The sequence below is a fragment of the Streptomyces sp. NPDC059875 genome, from assembly GCF_042731085.1.
Classification (GTDB): domain Bacteria; phylum Actinomycetota; class Actinomycetes; order Streptomycetales; family Streptomycetaceae; genus Streptomyces.
Window position 1 is genome coordinate 323,151 of sequence record NZ_JBHWJZ010000001.1, and the last position, 15,226, is coordinate 338,376.

The window sequence follows — 15,226 nt, forward strand, 5'->3', positions numbered from 1 at the left end:
CACGCCGACCTCGCCGCCCCTCGTGCACGCTCCCGCCCCATCGCCCACGGCTTCACGTGCACCAACTCCCTTCGCACGGACGTATCATGCGTCCCGCCGTGTCCACACCGGCCCCGATGCCACGGGATGAATACGTCGTCACCTTCTGAGGTCGTTCGCGTGAACAGCAGCGGACGTGCGGGTGTTTGTCGTACTGTTCCGGCGTTGCGACGCTTGTTCTTCGATCAGGGGGTCGACGAACGGGGTGTCGCACGCTGACACGTGCCTGGGGGGTACATGTGGCATGCCCGCACCACTGAGACCAACTCTGCCGGAACGAAATCCGGTTCGACGGCGACTCCGCCGCATCCACGCGCCAAGGCGCGCTGGTACCCGATCGTCGCGCTGACCGTCGACATCCTCGGCGTGGGGCTGCCCACGGCACTGATCCTGGGTGTCGAGCGTCAGCCGTACGCCTACCTCAGCGCCCTGGTCGCGGCGTTGACGTGGGCCGGGGTCCGCGCGCTCCGAAGACGGTACGCGCGGCGGGAACTCGGCGAGTCGCGGGGCAGTCTGCCCGTCCTGCACGACTGGCTGATCCTCCTCGGGGTACTCGCCGTGCTGCGCGCCGCCGCGGATCTGCACCATCCGGCGCTGCTCTGCCTCGCGGCGCTCGTGCCCTCACCCGTACTCACCCTGACCTGCTCGAAACTGACGTGGCATCACCTGGTGGCGGCCCGCCGCGAGGCCCAGGTCGTCACCCGGGTGCTCGTCCTCGGCGAGCCCACAGCCGCCGGCGATGTCGCCGAGCACCTCGCCGGACGCACCGAGCACCCGTACGTGGTGGTCGGAGTCGTCGCGATCGGGGAGGACCCGGTCGGCACCGGCGCGCCCGTGGCCGCCCGGCTCGGCGTCCTGATGCCGGAGGCGGCCGATGGGGACACCACACCCGTCCTGGCGGCCGCCCGTGAGCTGGAGGCGGATGTCGTCCTCGTCGCGGCCGGCCCCCGGATGGCGGGCGAACGGCTGCGGCGTCTCTCCTGGGGGCTGCACGACGCCGGCACCGAACTCGCCCTGGCTCCCGGCCTGGTGGAGTTCGCCGTGAAGCGCCTGGAGACCACGTCGGCCGCCGGCATGGCGCTGGTCCGGGTCGCGCCACCGCTGCGCGGGGGTGTGCAGCAGGTCCTGAAGTCCGTGATGGACCGCGCCGGAGCGACCTTGGGCCTGCTCGCCCTGTCACCGGTGTTCCTCGCGATCGGCGCCGCCGTGCGGCTCACCTCGCCCGGGCCGGTGTTCTACAAGCAGGTGCGGATCGGGCAGGGGCGGAACCCGTTCGTGATGTGGAAGTTCCGCACGATGTTCCTCGACGCCGATGCCCGCAAGGCGGAGCTGTCGCAGGCCAACGAGCACGACGGGCTGATGTTCAAGATGCGCCGCGATCCCCGGGTGACCCGGGTGGGACGGCTGCTGCGCCGCACCTCGCTGGACGAACTACCGCAGCTGATCAATGTGTTTCTCGGTTCCATGTCCCTGGTCGGGCCTCGCCCGCCGCTGCCGGAGGAAGTGGCGCGGTACGGGGACGTGGAGCTGCGCCGGCTGGCCGTACGGCCCGGGATGACCGGGCTGTGGCAGATCAGCGGCCGCTCCGACCTGTCGTGGGACGAGACGGTGGAGCTCGATCTGCATTACGTGGACAACTGGTCGTTCACCAGCGATGTCGATGTCATGGCCCGTACGTTCCGCGCCGTCGTCGACGGTCGCGGAGCGTACTGACGGGCCGGCCGCATGACGTCAGTTCTGTTCCCGCCACCAGGCGTAGGTGGCGGCGATGCCGTCGGGCAGCGCGACGGCGGGCTTCCAGCCGAGTCCGGTCAGCCGGGACACGTCGAGGAGCTTGCGCGGCGTTCCGTCGGGCTTGCTCGTGTCCCAGGCGATCCTGCCCTGATATCCCGTCACCTCGGCGACGGTCTCGGCGAGTTCGCGAATGGTGAGGTCCTCGCCGCAGCCGATGTTGACCGGCTCGTCGCCGTCGTAGCTCCGCAGCAGTACGGCGCAGGCGGCGGCCAGGTCGTCGACGTGCAGGAATTCCCGGCGGGGAGTCCCGGAGCCCCAGAGCACGATCTCCTCGCGACCCTCCTCACGGGCCTCGTGGAAGCGGCGGATCAGCGCCGGCAGGACGTGCGAGGTCTCCAGGTCGAAGTTGTCGCCGGGCCCGTAGAGGTTCGTGGGCATCGCGGAGACGTAGGCGGCGCCGTACTGCTTCCGGTACGACTGGACCTGCACGATTCCGGCGATCTTGGCCAGTGCGTAGGCCTCGTTGGTGGGCTCCAGCGGGCCGGTGAGGAGGGCGTCCTCGGGGATCGGCTGGGGCGCGAGCCTCGGGTAGATGCAGGAGGACCCGAGGAAGAGCAGGCGCTCCACCCCTGCGACGTGCGCACCGGCGACGACCGCGAGCTGGATCTGGAGGTTCTCCTCCAGGAACTGCACGGGGTAGGTGCTGTTCGCCATGATGCCGCCCACTTTCGCGGCGGCGAGCACGACGGCGTCGGGGCGGGTCTCGGCGAGGAAGGCCGCGGTCCGTGCCGCGTCGCGCAGATCGAGCTCGGCGCGGGTCCGGGTGATCACTTCGTGCCCGTCCGCGGTCAGCCTGCGGGCGATCGCGGAGCCGACGAGGCCGCGGTGTCCCGCGACGAATATCCGGGCCCGCTCGGGCAGATACGACGGGGCTTCCGCCGGGACGGTCGTCGATTCAGTCATGGCCCGGATCATGCCAGGCCGGGAGGGACCGCAGTACACCAGATCCGGGTTTTCTGCCCGAATCACAATATATCCGCAAGATACGGACCGGCTGGGGGCCGGACCGTTCGGGAGGGGCACCACGCATGAGCAAGACCGCACTCATCACCGGCGTCACGGGGCAGGACGGCTCGTACCTGGCCGAACTACTGCTGTCGAAGGGCTACACGGTGCACGGCCTCGTCCGTCGCTCGTCCAGCTTCAACACCGAGCGGATCGACCACGTCTACCAGGATCCGCAGCAGGCGAACCGCTCGTTCGTGCTGCACCACGCGGATCTCTCGGACGGCGTGGCGCTGGTGAACCTGCTCCGCGACATCCGCCCCGACGAGGTCTACAACCTCGGCGCGCAGTCGCATGTGCGGGTCTCCTTCGACGCCCCGATGTACACGGGCGACGTGACGGGGCTGGGCGCCCTGCGGCTCCTGGAGGCGATCCGGGCGAGCGGGGTCGAGACCCGGATCTACCAGGCGTCCTCCTCCGAGATGTTCGGCGCCACACCGCCGCCGCAGAACGAGCAGACGCCGTTCCACCCGCGCAGCCCGTACGGCGCCGCCAAGGTCTTCGCCTACTGGACCACGGTCAACTACCGTGAGGCGTACGACATGTTCGCCGTGAACGGCATCCTGTTCAACCACGAGTCGCCACGCAGGGGCGAGACCTTCGTGACCCGCAAGGTGACCCGGGCCGTGGCCCGGATCAAGGCCGGGCTGCAGGACCGGCTGTACCTCGGCAACCTCGACGCCGTACGCGACTGGGGGTACGCCCCCGAGTACGTCGACGCGATGTGGCGGATGCTCCAGCGCGAGGAGCCGACCGACTACGTGGTGGCGACCGGAGTCCCGGCGACCGTACGGCAGTTCGTGGAGACGGCCTTCTCGCACGCGGGGCTCGACTGGGCGGAGTACGTCCGTTACGACCCCAAGTACGAGCGCCCCAGCGAGGTCGACGCCCTGATCGGCGACGCGAGCAAGGCGCGGGAGCTGCTTGGCTGGAAGCCCTCGGTTCAGGTGGAGGAGCTGGCGCGGATCATGGTCGACGCCGATGTCCGGCTCGTCGAGGACCAGTTGGCCGGCGCCACGGTGCGTATCGACCGCTGACCTGCGGCCTTTACGCGCGCGGCCGTCCCGGGGCGTCACGCCGGGGCGGCCGCGCCCGCGTGACGTAGGGGCCCGCTCCCGTGTGACGCAGAGACGCGGGAGATACCGGATTGGCCAAATAAGCTTTCCCGCTTGTCACTTCGTCGTACAGTTCGCATTCATCACATGGCAGTTGCACCACTTCTCGCCACATTGACTGGGCTATCACGCCTGGGGGGGAACATGCGTAGATCCTGGGGGCTCACTGCTGCCCTCGTCCTCACCGTCGCAGCCGGAGCCGGGGGCTCTCTGGCCCCGACGGCCGCGGCCCTGACGCCGCCGGTGGCCTTCACCGCGGACGATCTGCCGACCTGGCAGACCAACGGCATCGTCTGGGCGCTGGCCGAGGCGAACGACACCGTCTTCGTGGGCGGCACCTTCTCCGAGGTGCGCCCGCCCGAAGGCGGCACCGGCACTCCGAAGGGGGCCGTCAACTTCGCGGCGCTGGACGCGGCGACGGGCGCGCCCACCGACTGCACCCTCTCCTTCACCGTCGGCAGCGGCACGGCGACCGTGCGGGCCCTGGTGGTCTCGCCGGACAAGAAGACGCTGTACGCGGGGGGTTACTTCGGCGCCGTCAACGGCACGCCGGTCTCCAGCCTCGCCGCGATCGACATCGCCACCTGCACGCCGAAGGCGGCCTTCACCCCGAGCTTCCCCGCCACCGTGCGGGCGCTCGCCGTCACCGACACCACCGTCTACGCGGCCGGCGACTTCGGCACGGTGGAGGGACAGACGCGCCAGCGGTTCGCCGCCGTCACCACCGCCGGCGCCCTGCTGCCGTTCACCGCCGACGCGGACGAGCCCGGCCGGGCCATCGAGGTCACCCCGGACGGCCAGCACGTCCTGCTCGGCGGCGACTTCTTCACCGTCAACGGGGCCAACTCGCACGCGCTCGCCGTGGTGAACGCCACGAGCGGCGCCGTGACCAAGGCGTACCCCAACGGCTGGATCCCGCAGAACTCCGTCGTCAAGGACATCGAGACGGACGCGACGGGCTTCTACACCGGCAACGAGGGCACGGGCGGCGGCGTCTTCGACGGCCGTATCGCCCTGAACCTCTCCGACTTCGAGCAGCGCTGGCGCGACACCTGCCTCGGCGCCACCCAGGCGGTCCGCTCCTACGAGGGCGTGCTGTACAGCGCCTCGCACGCCCACGACTGCTCCAGCGTCGGCGAGTTCCCCGACGGCCGCCGCTACCACCTGCTGGCCCAGCCGACGACGTCGACCGGCAAGCTCGGCTGGTTCCCGGACACCAACGACGGTATCGGCGAGGGCATCGGCCCGCGCGCCTTCACCATCTCGGGCACCGGAACGACCAAGTACCTGTGGGTGGGCGGCGAGTTCACCACCACCAACGGCGCCCCGGCGCAGGGTCTCACCCGCTTCGCCTCCGGACCCGACACCGGCGCGCCGACCGTCCCGGTCGTGAGCGCCGCGGCGGTCACCCCGAACGCGGTGCAGGTCCGCTGGCGCTCCAGCCTCGACCTGGACGACTCGAAGCTGACGTACAAGGTCTACCGCAACGGCTCCGCGACCCCGCTCGCGACCGTCCAGGGCGACTCGCTGCACTGGTCGCGCCCGCAGGTCTCGTTCAAGGACACCTCCGTGACCCCGGGCCAGACCTACACCTACCGGGTGACGGCCGGCGACGCGGACGGCAACACCAGCGCCCTCTCCGCGACGTCCACGGTGACGGTCCCGACCTCGCCGGAGCCGTACGCCTCCCAGGTGATCGCCGACGGCGCCGGGCTGTACTGGCGCTTCGACGAGTCCACCACGCCGTACGCCGCCGACTCCTCCGACGGGAACAACAGCGGTCTGTACGTCAACGCGCCCGCCCTGCGCCAGACGCCGGGCTCGGTCAGCGGTGCGTCCACCGCCGTCGCGCTCAACGGCACGGACGAGCAGGCCCACAGCGACCGCCGCCAGGCGGTCACGGGAGCCTTCACCATCGAGACCTGGTTCAAGACGACCACGACCCGTGGTGGCAAGCTGATCGGCTTCGGCAACAACACGACGCGGAACAGTGGTAGTTACGACAAGCACCTCTACATGACGAACACCGGCAACGTGGTGTTCGGCGTCTACACCGGCTCGACCCGGACCCTGACGTCGCTGGGCTCGTACAACAACGGTGCCTGGCACCACGCGGTGGGCACGCAGGGTCCTGACGGCATGAAGCTGTACGTCGACGGCAAGCTGCTGGCCTCCAACACCGTCACCACCAACCAGCAGTACCCCGGCTACTGGCACGTCGGCGCGGACAACCTCTCGGGCTGGCCGCTGCGTCCGACGAGCACCTTCTTCGCCGGCCAGCTCGACGAGGCGGCCGTCTACCCGACGGCGCTGACCGCCGCGCAGGTCGCCAAGCACCACAGCCTGGCCTCCGCTCCGGCCGACTCGGTCACCACGGTCACCGCGTCGGAGGACACGTACGCCAACGCCGGTGCCCCCGGCACCAATTACGGCACGTCCAGCTCGCTGGCCGTGCGCGGTACGGCGGCGTACGAGTCGTACCTGCGGTTCACGCTGCCGGCCGCCCCCGCGGGCACCGTCCTCAAGAGCGCCCGGCTCGCGGTGAAGACCACCACGATGGCGGGCGCGGGTTCGGCGGACAGCCAGTCCGTCGTGCCGGTCACCGGCGCGTGGACCGAGACCGGCCTGACGTACACCAACCGTCCGGCGCTCGCCGGCGCTCCGATCGGGACGCTCAGCGGTGCCACCGACGGCTCGGCGATCTACTCGGCCGCGCTGGACACCTCGGCGATCACGGCGGCGCTCGGCAGCTCGTACAGCGTCGCGCTGACCAGCACCGGGACCGACCCGCTGTGGCTCTGGTCGTCCGAGGCGACGGCCGCGGAGGGCACTCCGCAGCTGGTGCTGACCTTCGGCGCCCCGTAGCCGGTGCGCTGAACCGTCCATCCCAGGATGCGGGGCCCGGCCTGCCGGGCCCCGCATCCGACGTACCACGGGAGTTCCCTCATGCGTCGTCCTCTTCACCGCCGCCCGGCAGCCGCGGCGGCCGTGCTGACGGCCCTGCTCACCCTCGCCGCCTGCTCCTCGGGGAGCGAGGGCTCCGACGGTGCGCCGAAGGCCGCCGCACCCACACGCTCGGCGGCCGTGCCCGACCGGCAGGCAGAGGCGGAGCCGACCGGCCCCACGCCCTCCCCGACGAGGGGACCTGTCGTCCCCGACGCCGAACTCACGCCGGTCACCGGCTCGTTCACCAAGGAACAGAAGCAGTACCTGAGCGGACGGGTGCCGAAGGACACGGACCCGGCCGCCGTGCTCCAGACCGGCGAGGAGTCCTGCCAGCGTCTGGAGCGCACCGCCAAACGCGACAAGGACGCGGCGGTGGGGGCCCTCGTCGCCGGAGACATCCCGGACGCCGAGGCCGCCGTGAACCATCTGTGCCCCGCACAGAAGCCGCTGCTCGCCACGGCCCGGACCGGGTTCCCCGACGGCACGACCAAGCAGCCGAAGCCGGGCACGTACCGTGCGCTCACCACCGCCCCGTCGTGCACCTGGCGGGCGCTGGGCAGCGACGGGAAGGTGCTCGCCTCGGGTCCGGCGCTCGGTGCCGAGGGGCCCGTGAGGGCCGCCGTCCCCGCGGGGACGGCGGAGTTCGTCTCCTCGGCCTGCTACGCCTGGCTGCCGGCCTGACCCTCGCGGACGGACTCGTACACCCCGAGCAGGGTGTCGAGGACGGCCTCCATCGAGAACGCCTCCGTGGCCAGCTTGCGGGCCGCCACGGAGGCGCTGTCGTTCGCGTGGCGGTCGAGCAGCCCGATGACGGCCGGCGCGAGGCCCGCTGCGTCCGTGATCACACGTCCCGCGCCGGCCTCCTCGATGTCGCGGGCGAGACCGTTGGAGGCGGTGACGACGGCCGGCGTGCCGACCGACAGCGACTCCAGTACGGACATGGGGAACGGCTCGTCGACCGACGGCAGGACGTAGACGTGCGCCCGGCGCAGTTGCTCGAGCATCCGCTCGGCGGACAGCGGTCCCGGCCGGTCCACCCGGTCACCGACGCCCAGCTCGGCGACGAGCGCGTCCACGGCGGCCCGCTCGCCCTCGTCCGGTCCGGCGAGGACGAACGTGGCGTCGGGGTGGTGGCGCAGGATCTCCGGGACGGCCGCGACGAAGTCCGTGGGGCGTTTACGGGACTGCAGCCGGGCCGCGTACAGGATGCGGGGCGGACCGGCCGGCGCCGGGCGCGGATCCTGTGCGGGTACGCCGTTGACGAGCCGTACCGCTCGGGAGAGCGGACCGCCGACCACGGCGTCCAGGTCCTTGCGCTCGCGGCCCGTCAGGTGGAGGACGGCGGAGGCGCCCCGCAGCACGCGCCGGACGGCGACCGCGTCGAGCACCTTGGCCAGGAGCTTCTCACTGGGGTCGACCATGCCGTGCGTCTGGAGCACGAGCGGCCGGCCGGCCCGGAGCGCGGCCAGTGCCACGGGCAGGGTCACCAGGTCCCGGGCGAGGTGGACATGGACCACGTCCGCGTCCCCGACCAGCGTCCCGGCCCCGGCGAGCAGAGCGGGTGAGGTGATGCCGCTGAAGCCGAGCGGGAGGATCGAGCGGGCCCGGTAGAGGCGGGCGGGCACGCCGTCGACCTCGGTCGGAAGCCGCTCGCCGAATCCGTCGCCGAGGGCCACCAGGCGTGCCTGGTGGCCTCGTTCGGCCAGTCCGCGGCAGAGGTTGACCGCGACTCTGACCGGACCGCCGAAGGCGTGAGTGGGGCTGTGCAGGGTGACCGCGTGCAGGACGCGCAGGCCGCTCACGCGGGCACCGGGACAGGGCGGCGGCCCTCGGCCGTGTGCAGAGTGAGCTCGGGAAGGTCCTTGTGCAGTGTCGTGCCGGCGGCGACGATCGCGTGACGGCCGACGGTGACCCCCGCGAGAACGGTGGCGCGGGCCGCGACCCAGGCACCGTCCTCGACGGTGATCGGGGCGTTGCGGTAGCGGAAGTCGGCGGCCCGGTGGTCATGGCTGCCCGTGCACAGCAGCGCCTCCTGGGAGACGCAGACGTGCGCGCCGAGGGTGACGGGCTCCAGGTTGAGCAGCCAGGCCCCCTCGCCGATCCAGGTGTGGTCGCCGACGGTCAGCTTCCACGGCCACAGGATCCTGACCCGGTGCCGTATGAGCACGCCGTCGCCTATGGTCGCGCCGAAGGCCCGCAGCAGCGCGACCCGAAGCCGGGCCGGGCAGAACCACGCCATGAAGACCGTGTTCATCACCGCGAACCAGAGAGCCTGCACGAGCTTGCCGCGGCCCTTGTCGTAACCGGCCAGCGTGAAGGCCGGGAGATTCCGCATGAGTTCACCCCCAACGGCGCCTCCCCAGGCACCGAGGCGTTCAGACTAACGGTTGACACGAGGTGACAGGGGGGCGTCGGTAGACTGCCGCGAAGTGACGTTCCGGGGTGGCGCATGAGTGCCGGGGGCCGGAACTCCGGGGATTCCAGGGGGCGGGATGACGACCGATGTGCGCGGTACGGCGGAACCACGCTCCCCCGGGCCCGCGGCGCCCGCCGCGCCCCTGCTCCTCGCCCCTCCGGTGTCCCCACGGACGCTGCTCTCGCGGGCCCTGTCGATCCCGCTGGTGCTGGGCTTCACGGTGTTCCTGCCGCTCCTGGTCGCGATCCAGCCGGGCGCCGGGGTCCACGACGCCGCGTACTACCTCCAGATCGCGTTGACCATGTACGCCGGGGCCCGGCTCTCGGCGATGATCCTCACCCGTCGACGCAAGCTGCTGCAGGGCTCGTTCTGGCTCTTCGTCTACATGGCGATGGGCGTGGCGCCGCTCGCGCAGGCCGTGCTGGGCCGCGTGCCGACACCGGTGGTGGGCCCGCGCTCCGATCTGACGACGGCGGTGGCCCTGGTCCTGGTCGGCTGCGCCGCGTTCGACCTGGGGTCGCTGCTCGCCCGCGGCCGGCCGGGGGGCTCGGGGCGGGGCGAGGAGCGCCCGGCGCTGGTGCACCGGCGGCGGCTGTATCTGCTGGTGCTGCTCGCCTTCGCGTGCAGCGGTCTGTTCGTCGTCAAGCTCGGCGGTCCTGCGGTGTTCTTCTCCAGCCGTCAGGAGATCATCGCCGGTATCGAGGAGGCGGGCGTCTCGCAGGCCGACTCGCAGGCCGGGCAGGCGTTCCTGCGCGGCTTCGGCACGGTCCCCGCGCTCTTCGCGCTCCTGGTGTACTGCCGCTGGCTGGTCACCTCGCGACGGGCCCGGCGGCGCCCCATGGTGATCGCGGTCTTCCTGGGTCTCGTGCTGCTCAACTGCGTGGTGAACAACCCGATTTCGAATCCCCGGTACTGGTTCCTCACGGTGATGTTCTCGCTGTTGTTCACCGTGTTCCCGGTGAGCGCCGCGATGTACCGGTCGGCGCTGAGTCTGGGGGTGGTGATGGCGCTGATCGTCTTCCCGTTCTCCGACCGCTTCCGGTACGACGAGAAGAACTACCGTCCGGTCGAGACGACGTCGGTCCTGGAGCCGCTGGCGCTCAAGGACTACGACCAGGTCGGCATGTTCGCCAACACCATCACGCTGGTGAACTCGGGCAGCAGACACCGCTACGGCCGTCAGCTGGCCGGGTCCGTGCTCTTCGCGGTGCCCCGCTCGGTGTGGCCGGGCAAGCCGCGCGACACGGGCGTGATGGTGGGCCAGTGGATGGGGACGGTGAACACCAATCTCTCCTCCCCCGTCTGGGCCGAGCTCTGGATCGACTTCGGGGCCGTGGGCATGGGCGCCGGGATGATGGGGATGGGCTATGCGGCCGCGCGGGTGGACGGGCGGTTCGCCCGTCGGGGCACGCGGCGGGCGCCCCCGGGCAGTCTGATCTCCCTGGTGGTGCCGCTCGTCGCGGGCTACTCCTTCATCCTGCTGCGCGGTCCGCTGCTCCAGGCATCGGGCCGGGTGGCGATCGCGTTGATCTGCGTCGCCCTGGTCACCACCTGGCGTCAGGACAAGGGAGCGGCGCTGCGCTGACCGTCCTGCCGCGGGGTGGTGGGCTCGGGGCGGGTCCGGGACACGCGGATCCACGCGGCGACGGCCTTCAGCGCGGAGCCGGCGGCCAGACCCCAGGCGACGCCGACGGCCCCGCCGAGGACGTAGCCGCCACCGAGCATCAGGGCGACCGAGAGCAGCGAGAAGACCACCTGTACGGAGAGCGTGGCGCGCGGCCGGAGAACGCGCAGGGTCACCAGAGCGCAGGTTCCCGCCGCCATCACCGCGTACTGGCTGCCCGTGGCGGGCAGCAGCTCGGCGGCGGACTGCCAGGTGGCGCCGAGGAGTTGACGTCCGACGCGGTCCGGCAGGGCGTACAGGACTGCGGCCCAGCCGATCGCGACGAGGGCGAGGACGGCGGCGAGCCCGACGGCGGCCCGTACCGTCGCGCGGCGGGAACCGGCCCTGCCGAGCAGGGGAGGGCCGAAGGCGTTGACCGAGGTGAAGAGCGTGTTGAGCGGGCCGAAGAGGGTGGTCGCGCCACGCAGCGCGCCGACGAGCAGCGGGCTCGCGAGGAGTCCGAGCGCGAGGACGGCGAGCTGGCTGGAGCCGTTGCCGACGGCGAACTCGATCGCGAAGCGCCGGCCGAGGTGGTCCTTGCGCAGGAAGCGGCGAGGATCGCCCGGCCGGTTCCGCACGAACGGCCGGAGCAGCACGAGTCCGAGGAGTACGGCGGGCAGCGCCGACAGGCCCCAGACGAGGACGAGGCGGGCCGGTGAGGAGCCGTGCGGCTGGAGCAGGAGGGCCGGTACGGCGGAGGCGAGCCGGAGGGTGTCGGCGGCGAGCGCCCGGTGCGGCTGCCGCAGCGCGGAGAAGGCGTACCGCAGCCCGTCCTGGACGAGGACGACGGGCAGGACGGCGCCCAGGGCGAGCAGCGCGGTACCGGTGGCGCCGCCGAGGACGGCGCCGGCGGCGAGCAGCGGGGCCGCGGCGGCCGCCGAGGCGGCGGCGGTGAAGGTGACGGCGGACCGGGCGGCCGCGCCGACCTCGTGCTCCTCGCCCTTCTCCAGGACGACGCTCTGTCCGACGTACGCCGCGCTGAGGCCGAGCAGCACGGTGAAGGCGATGTAGACCATCGAGAAGGCCGCGAAGCCGTCCGCGGTGGACGCCCGCGCCGCGATCACGAGGACGGCGATGTTCGTGAGACTGGCCGCCGCCTGGTCCAGGACCGAGGCGGCGACGGTGACGGCACGTCTCAACGGTCGCCCGCGCGGATGTCACCGGCGCGCAGGTCCTCGGCGCGCAGCGAGCGCAGGGTGACGGTGTCGGAGCCGTCGCCCAGGATCACCTGCTCGGGCTCGACGGCGAACTCCTCGCCCCCGGCGGACGCGGGGGCCTGCTGCCTGCCCCGCGCGCCCCCGCCCCGCCGGCCGCCCGACTGCTTGGCGGCGCGGCGCCGACCGCCCGCGGTGTGGACGACGGCGCCCAGGACCGTGCCGCCGGCGCCCGCTATGAGCTCGCGGATGCGCTGGAGGTCCGTACGGTGGACGCCGCGCGGGTCGCAGACGATGAGGACGCCGTCGACGCGGTCGACGAGGGCGAGCGCGTCCGCGTAGTTGAGGACGGGCGGCGCGAGGACGACGACGGTCGAGTTGGGCGAGTCGGCTTCGGCGATGAGCCGGGAGACTCTGGGGGCGGTCAGCGCTCGGGCCACGTTGCGCACCCGCTCGCCCGGCACCAGGCCGAAGGAGCCGGACTCGCCCGCGTCGACGGAGAGTTGGCGCCTGCTGGGCCAGCCGTTCTCGTCGCTTTCCACCGGGTTGCTCCACCGGGGTGCGGCCGCCGCGTGGGCGCGCAGTCGTCCGGCGAGCGTGGGGTTGCGCAGGTCGGCCTCGATGAGCAGGACGTCCTTGCCGGTCTCGGCGAAGGAGGCGGCGAGGTGCGAGGCGACGGCGACGGAGGCGTCGTTGGAGCCGCGCGGGGCGACGACGAGGAGCCGTCGGCGGTCGGCGAAGCGCTGGTCGTAGGCGAGCCGGAAGGCGACGGAGCGGTACTCCTCGGCGACCCGGGCGTCCGTGTGGTCGTCGGCGAGCAGGACGTCGGTCGCCCCGCGCGGGAGGGTGCCGAGGACGGGGGCGCGCACGGCGCGGGCGACGTCGCCGGCGGAGCGCGGCGCGGGGTCGAAGACGAGCCGGACCCAGGCGGCGAGCAGGCCCAGCGCCACGCCGACGAGGGCGCCGAGTCCGAGACTCATGGGGAGACCGGGGCCGTCGGAGAATCCGGGGGCGGTGGCGGTACGGATGACGGTGCCGGGCGACATGTCGAGCGACTTGAGCTGGCTGATCCGCGCGTCGAGTTCGTTGATCCGGTTGAGCAGGTTGGTCTTGACGCCGTACTCGGCGTCGCGGGCCGCCCCGTCGGGCATCCGGTCGAGTTCCTTGGCCTTCTGGTCGTGCTTCTTGGCGACCTCGTCGAGCTGCCTCTGCTGGCCTTCGAGCATCGTGGCCCGCAGATCGGTCCACTGCTTCTTGCGCAGGTCGAGGTAGGCCTTGGTGACCGCGTTCGCCCGGTCGGCCGCGGCCTGCGGCGAGTCGGCGGTGTAGGTGAACTGGAGCACCTGGCTCTGGGGCGGGTTGGTGACCTGGAGGTCCTTCTGCAGCTTGCCGATCGTGCCGGTCCAGCCGAGCTTCTTGGCGGCCTGCTCGACGACGCTGCTGCTGAGGGCGGTCTGCCGTTCGGACCCCATGTTGAGGGTCTTGTCCTGCGAAATGCTCGGGTTGAAGGGGTCGTTGACGGGGGCGCGGAGCACTACCTGGCTGGTGGCGACATAGGTGTCGGCGTTGGACAGGCCGAACCAGACGCCGCCGAGGAGGCCGATCCCGATGCCGGCGCCGATGATCGCGCGGTAGCGCAGGAGCTGGCGGAACTGGTCGCGCAGCAGCTCCGGTTCGTCGTCCTCGACCGCGGTGACGTGCGTGTGTGTCACGTGCTCGGACCCCCCAGAGCCTCGTCGATCAGTGCGTCGATCCGGGCCAGTCCGGCCGCCCGGGTCAGATGGGCCTCGACATGACGGGGCCCCTGGGCGCCGAGCGCTTCGGCGGCCGCCGGATCGTCGCCGAGTCTACGGATCTCGGCCAGGAGTGCGTCGGGATCCTCCGGCGGTACGAGCACGCCGGCACCGGAGCGCAACACCTCGAGGGCGGTGCCGCCCTCGGCGGCCACGGAGGCGACGACGGGGCGTCCGGCCGCGAAGTACGAGGTCAGCTTGGACGGCACGCTCATGTCGAGGACGGATGCCCGCTGGGTGACGGCGAGGACGTCCGCCGCGGCGAGGGTGTCGGGGAACTCGTCGTCGCCGACCGGTGCCATGAAGTCCAGGTTGGGAATTCCGGAGCCCAACTCCTCGAGGTGGGCACGCTGGTTGCCGTCTCCGAGGAGCACGACACGGATCTTCGGGTCGCGCCGGGCCGCCTCCACGAGCACCTCGAGCCCCTGCTTGAGGCCCATGTTCCCGGAGTGCAGGACGACCGTCTCGCCGTCGCCCCAGCCCAGCCGCCGGCGGGTCTCGGCGCGGGGCGCCGAAGGGACCGCCACGTGCGACCAGTTGGGGACGAGCCTGATGCGTCCCGGGTCGACTCCCATGGCCGCGACCTTGTCCACGAAGGTCTCGTGGATGACGCCGACGAGCGCGGCCCTCGTCAGGGCGTACGTCTCCGCCCGGGCGGCGAGCGCGGCGGCCCGGTCGCCGCCGCGGATACCGCTCTGCGCGGCCGCGGCGCCCATCAGGTCCTGGACGACGGGAACGTACGGAACGCGCCAACGGGCCGCGAGGCGGGCGCCGATGATGCCGCCGGCGAGGCTGGGCATCTGGGCGAGGACCGCGTCGGGCCGGGCCATGGAGGGCGGTGCGAGCAGACCGTGGGCGAGGACGGTTGCCTCGAACATGGCACGTTTCAGGGCGGTTTGGCGGGGTGGGACGGTGTGGCGCCTGCGGTACACGACGACTCCGGCGCGCTCCTCGGTACGGCGCCAGGCCCCCGCGTACGCCGGGTCCACCGACCAGGAGGGGTAGTGCGGCATCCCGGCGAGTACGTGGGTCTCGTGGCCGCACGCCGCCCAGTGCTCGGCTATCTGCGTGGCGTAGGGACCGATCCCGGCGTGCTCCGGCGCGTAGTTGGTGGACACCATCAACATGCGCCGTCGTATGACCGGCGTACCCCCACCGCTGTTCACTGCCGCCACTTCCCCCACGCGACCGTCCCTCTCCCCCGTACGTGAACCCGCCCTCACCCTAGTCGTTCACCCTCTCTCAACGGAACGTGCACGCTATCGTCGGAACTCCTTCGCGCTGGGGAGCGCGAACGCACC

At 72.0% G+C, this 15,226-nt stretch carries 11 protein-coding genes; 5 read left to right on the top strand and 6 right to left on the bottom strand.

Features of this window, described 5'->3' with window-relative positions; translation table 11 throughout:
• Nucleotides 1-276 precede the first annotated feature (276 nt).
• Nucleotides 277-1,752 (top strand): sugar transferase, encoded by a 1,476-nt coding sequence (locus ACFV9D_RS01265; RefSeq protein WP_385139031.1) that lies wholly within the window; start codon nt 277-279, stop codon nt 1,750-1,752.
• 18 nt (nt 1,753-1,770) lie between these two features.
• Here ACFV9D_RS01265 and ACFV9D_RS01270 read toward each other — a convergent pair whose 3' ends face one another.
• Entirely contained in the window at nt 1,771-2,736 is a 966-nt protein-coding gene (locus ACFV9D_RS01270; protein WP_385139034.1) for a GDP-L-fucose synthase family protein, read from the bottom strand.
• 125 nt (nt 2,737-2,861) lie between these two features.
• Between ACFV9D_RS01270 and gmd the strand changes: the two genes are divergently transcribed.
• The 3 genes from gmd to ACFV9D_RS01285 all read left to right on the top strand — a co-directional run bounded on the left by gmd (nt 2,862) and on the right by ACFV9D_RS01285 (nt 7,580).
• Nucleotides 2,862-3,875 carry a GDP-mannose 4,6-dehydratase gene (gmd, locus tag ACFV9D_RS01275; protein ID WP_385139037.1) on the top strand — a complete coding sequence of 338 codons (1,014 nt, stop codon included), beginning with the start codon at nt 2,862-2,864 and terminating at the stop codon, nt 3,873-3,875.
• Nucleotides 3,876-4,097: 222 nt separating this feature from the next.
• Nucleotides 4,098-6,818: a LamG-like jellyroll fold domain-containing protein gene (locus tag ACFV9D_RS01280; RefSeq protein ID WP_385139040.1), complete on the top strand. Its 2,721-nt coding sequence runs from the start codon at nt 4,098-4,100 to the stop codon at nt 6,816-6,818.
• 81 nt (nt 6,819-6,899) lie between these two features.
• Nucleotides 6,900-7,580: a hypothetical protein gene (locus tag ACFV9D_RS01285; protein WP_385139043.1), complete on the top strand. Its 681-nt coding sequence runs from the start codon at nt 6,900-6,902 to the stop codon at nt 7,578-7,580.
• On the opposite strand, the gene ACFV9D_RS01290 is transcribed toward ACFV9D_RS01285, so the two are convergent.
• Both ACFV9D_RS01290 and ACFV9D_RS01295 read right to left on the bottom strand, forming a co-directional pair.
• Entirely contained in the window at nt 7,559-8,692 is a 1,134-nt protein-coding gene (locus ACFV9D_RS01290; RefSeq protein ID WP_385139418.1) for a glycosyltransferase, read from the bottom strand. The two genes, ACFV9D_RS01285 and ACFV9D_RS01290, sit on opposite strands and share 22 nt — an antisense overlap.
• A 5-nt stretch (nt 8,693-8,697) precedes the next feature.
• Nucleotides 8,698-9,234 (bottom strand): WcaF family extracellular polysaccharide biosynthesis acetyltransferase, encoded by a 537-nt coding sequence (locus ACFV9D_RS01295; RefSeq protein WP_385139046.1) that lies wholly within the window; start codon nt 9,232-9,234, stop codon nt 8,698-8,700.
• A 157-nt stretch (nt 9,235-9,391) separates the two neighbouring features.
• On the opposite strand from ACFV9D_RS01295, the gene ACFV9D_RS01300 reads away from it, so the two are divergent.
• Nucleotides 9,392-10,900, top strand: a complete 1,509-nt coding sequence (locus ACFV9D_RS01300; RefSeq protein ID WP_385139049.1) for a hypothetical protein — start codon at nt 9,392-9,394, stop codon at nt 10,898-10,900.
• Here the strand turns inward: ACFV9D_RS01300 and ACFV9D_RS01305 are convergent.
• Genes ACFV9D_RS01305 through ACFV9D_RS01315 form a run of 3 tightly spaced genes read right to left on the bottom strand, consistent with a single transcriptional unit; the run spans nt 10,873 to nt 15,046 of the window.
• Complete coding sequence (locus ACFV9D_RS01305; RefSeq protein ID WP_385139051.1) at nt 10,873-12,117, bottom strand: hypothetical protein; 1,245 nt, start codon at nt 12,115-12,117, stop codon at nt 10,873-10,875. The two genes, ACFV9D_RS01300 and ACFV9D_RS01305, sit on opposite strands and share 28 nt — an antisense overlap.
• On the bottom strand, nt 12,114-13,844 hold the full coding sequence (locus tag ACFV9D_RS01310; RefSeq protein ID WP_385139053.1) for a lipopolysaccharide biosynthesis protein: 1,731 nt from the start codon (nt 13,842-13,844) through the stop codon (nt 12,114-12,116). The genes ACFV9D_RS01305 and ACFV9D_RS01310 overlap by 4 nt, the downstream gene beginning before the upstream one ends.
• Nucleotides 13,841-15,046: a glycosyltransferase family 4 protein gene (locus tag ACFV9D_RS01315; RefSeq protein WP_385139421.1), complete on the bottom strand. Its 1,206-nt coding sequence runs from the start codon at nt 15,044-15,046 to the stop codon at nt 13,841-13,843. Before ACFV9D_RS01315 ends, ACFV9D_RS01310 begins: the two co-directional genes overlap by 4 nt.
• Nucleotides 15,047-15,226 lie beyond the last annotated feature (180 nt).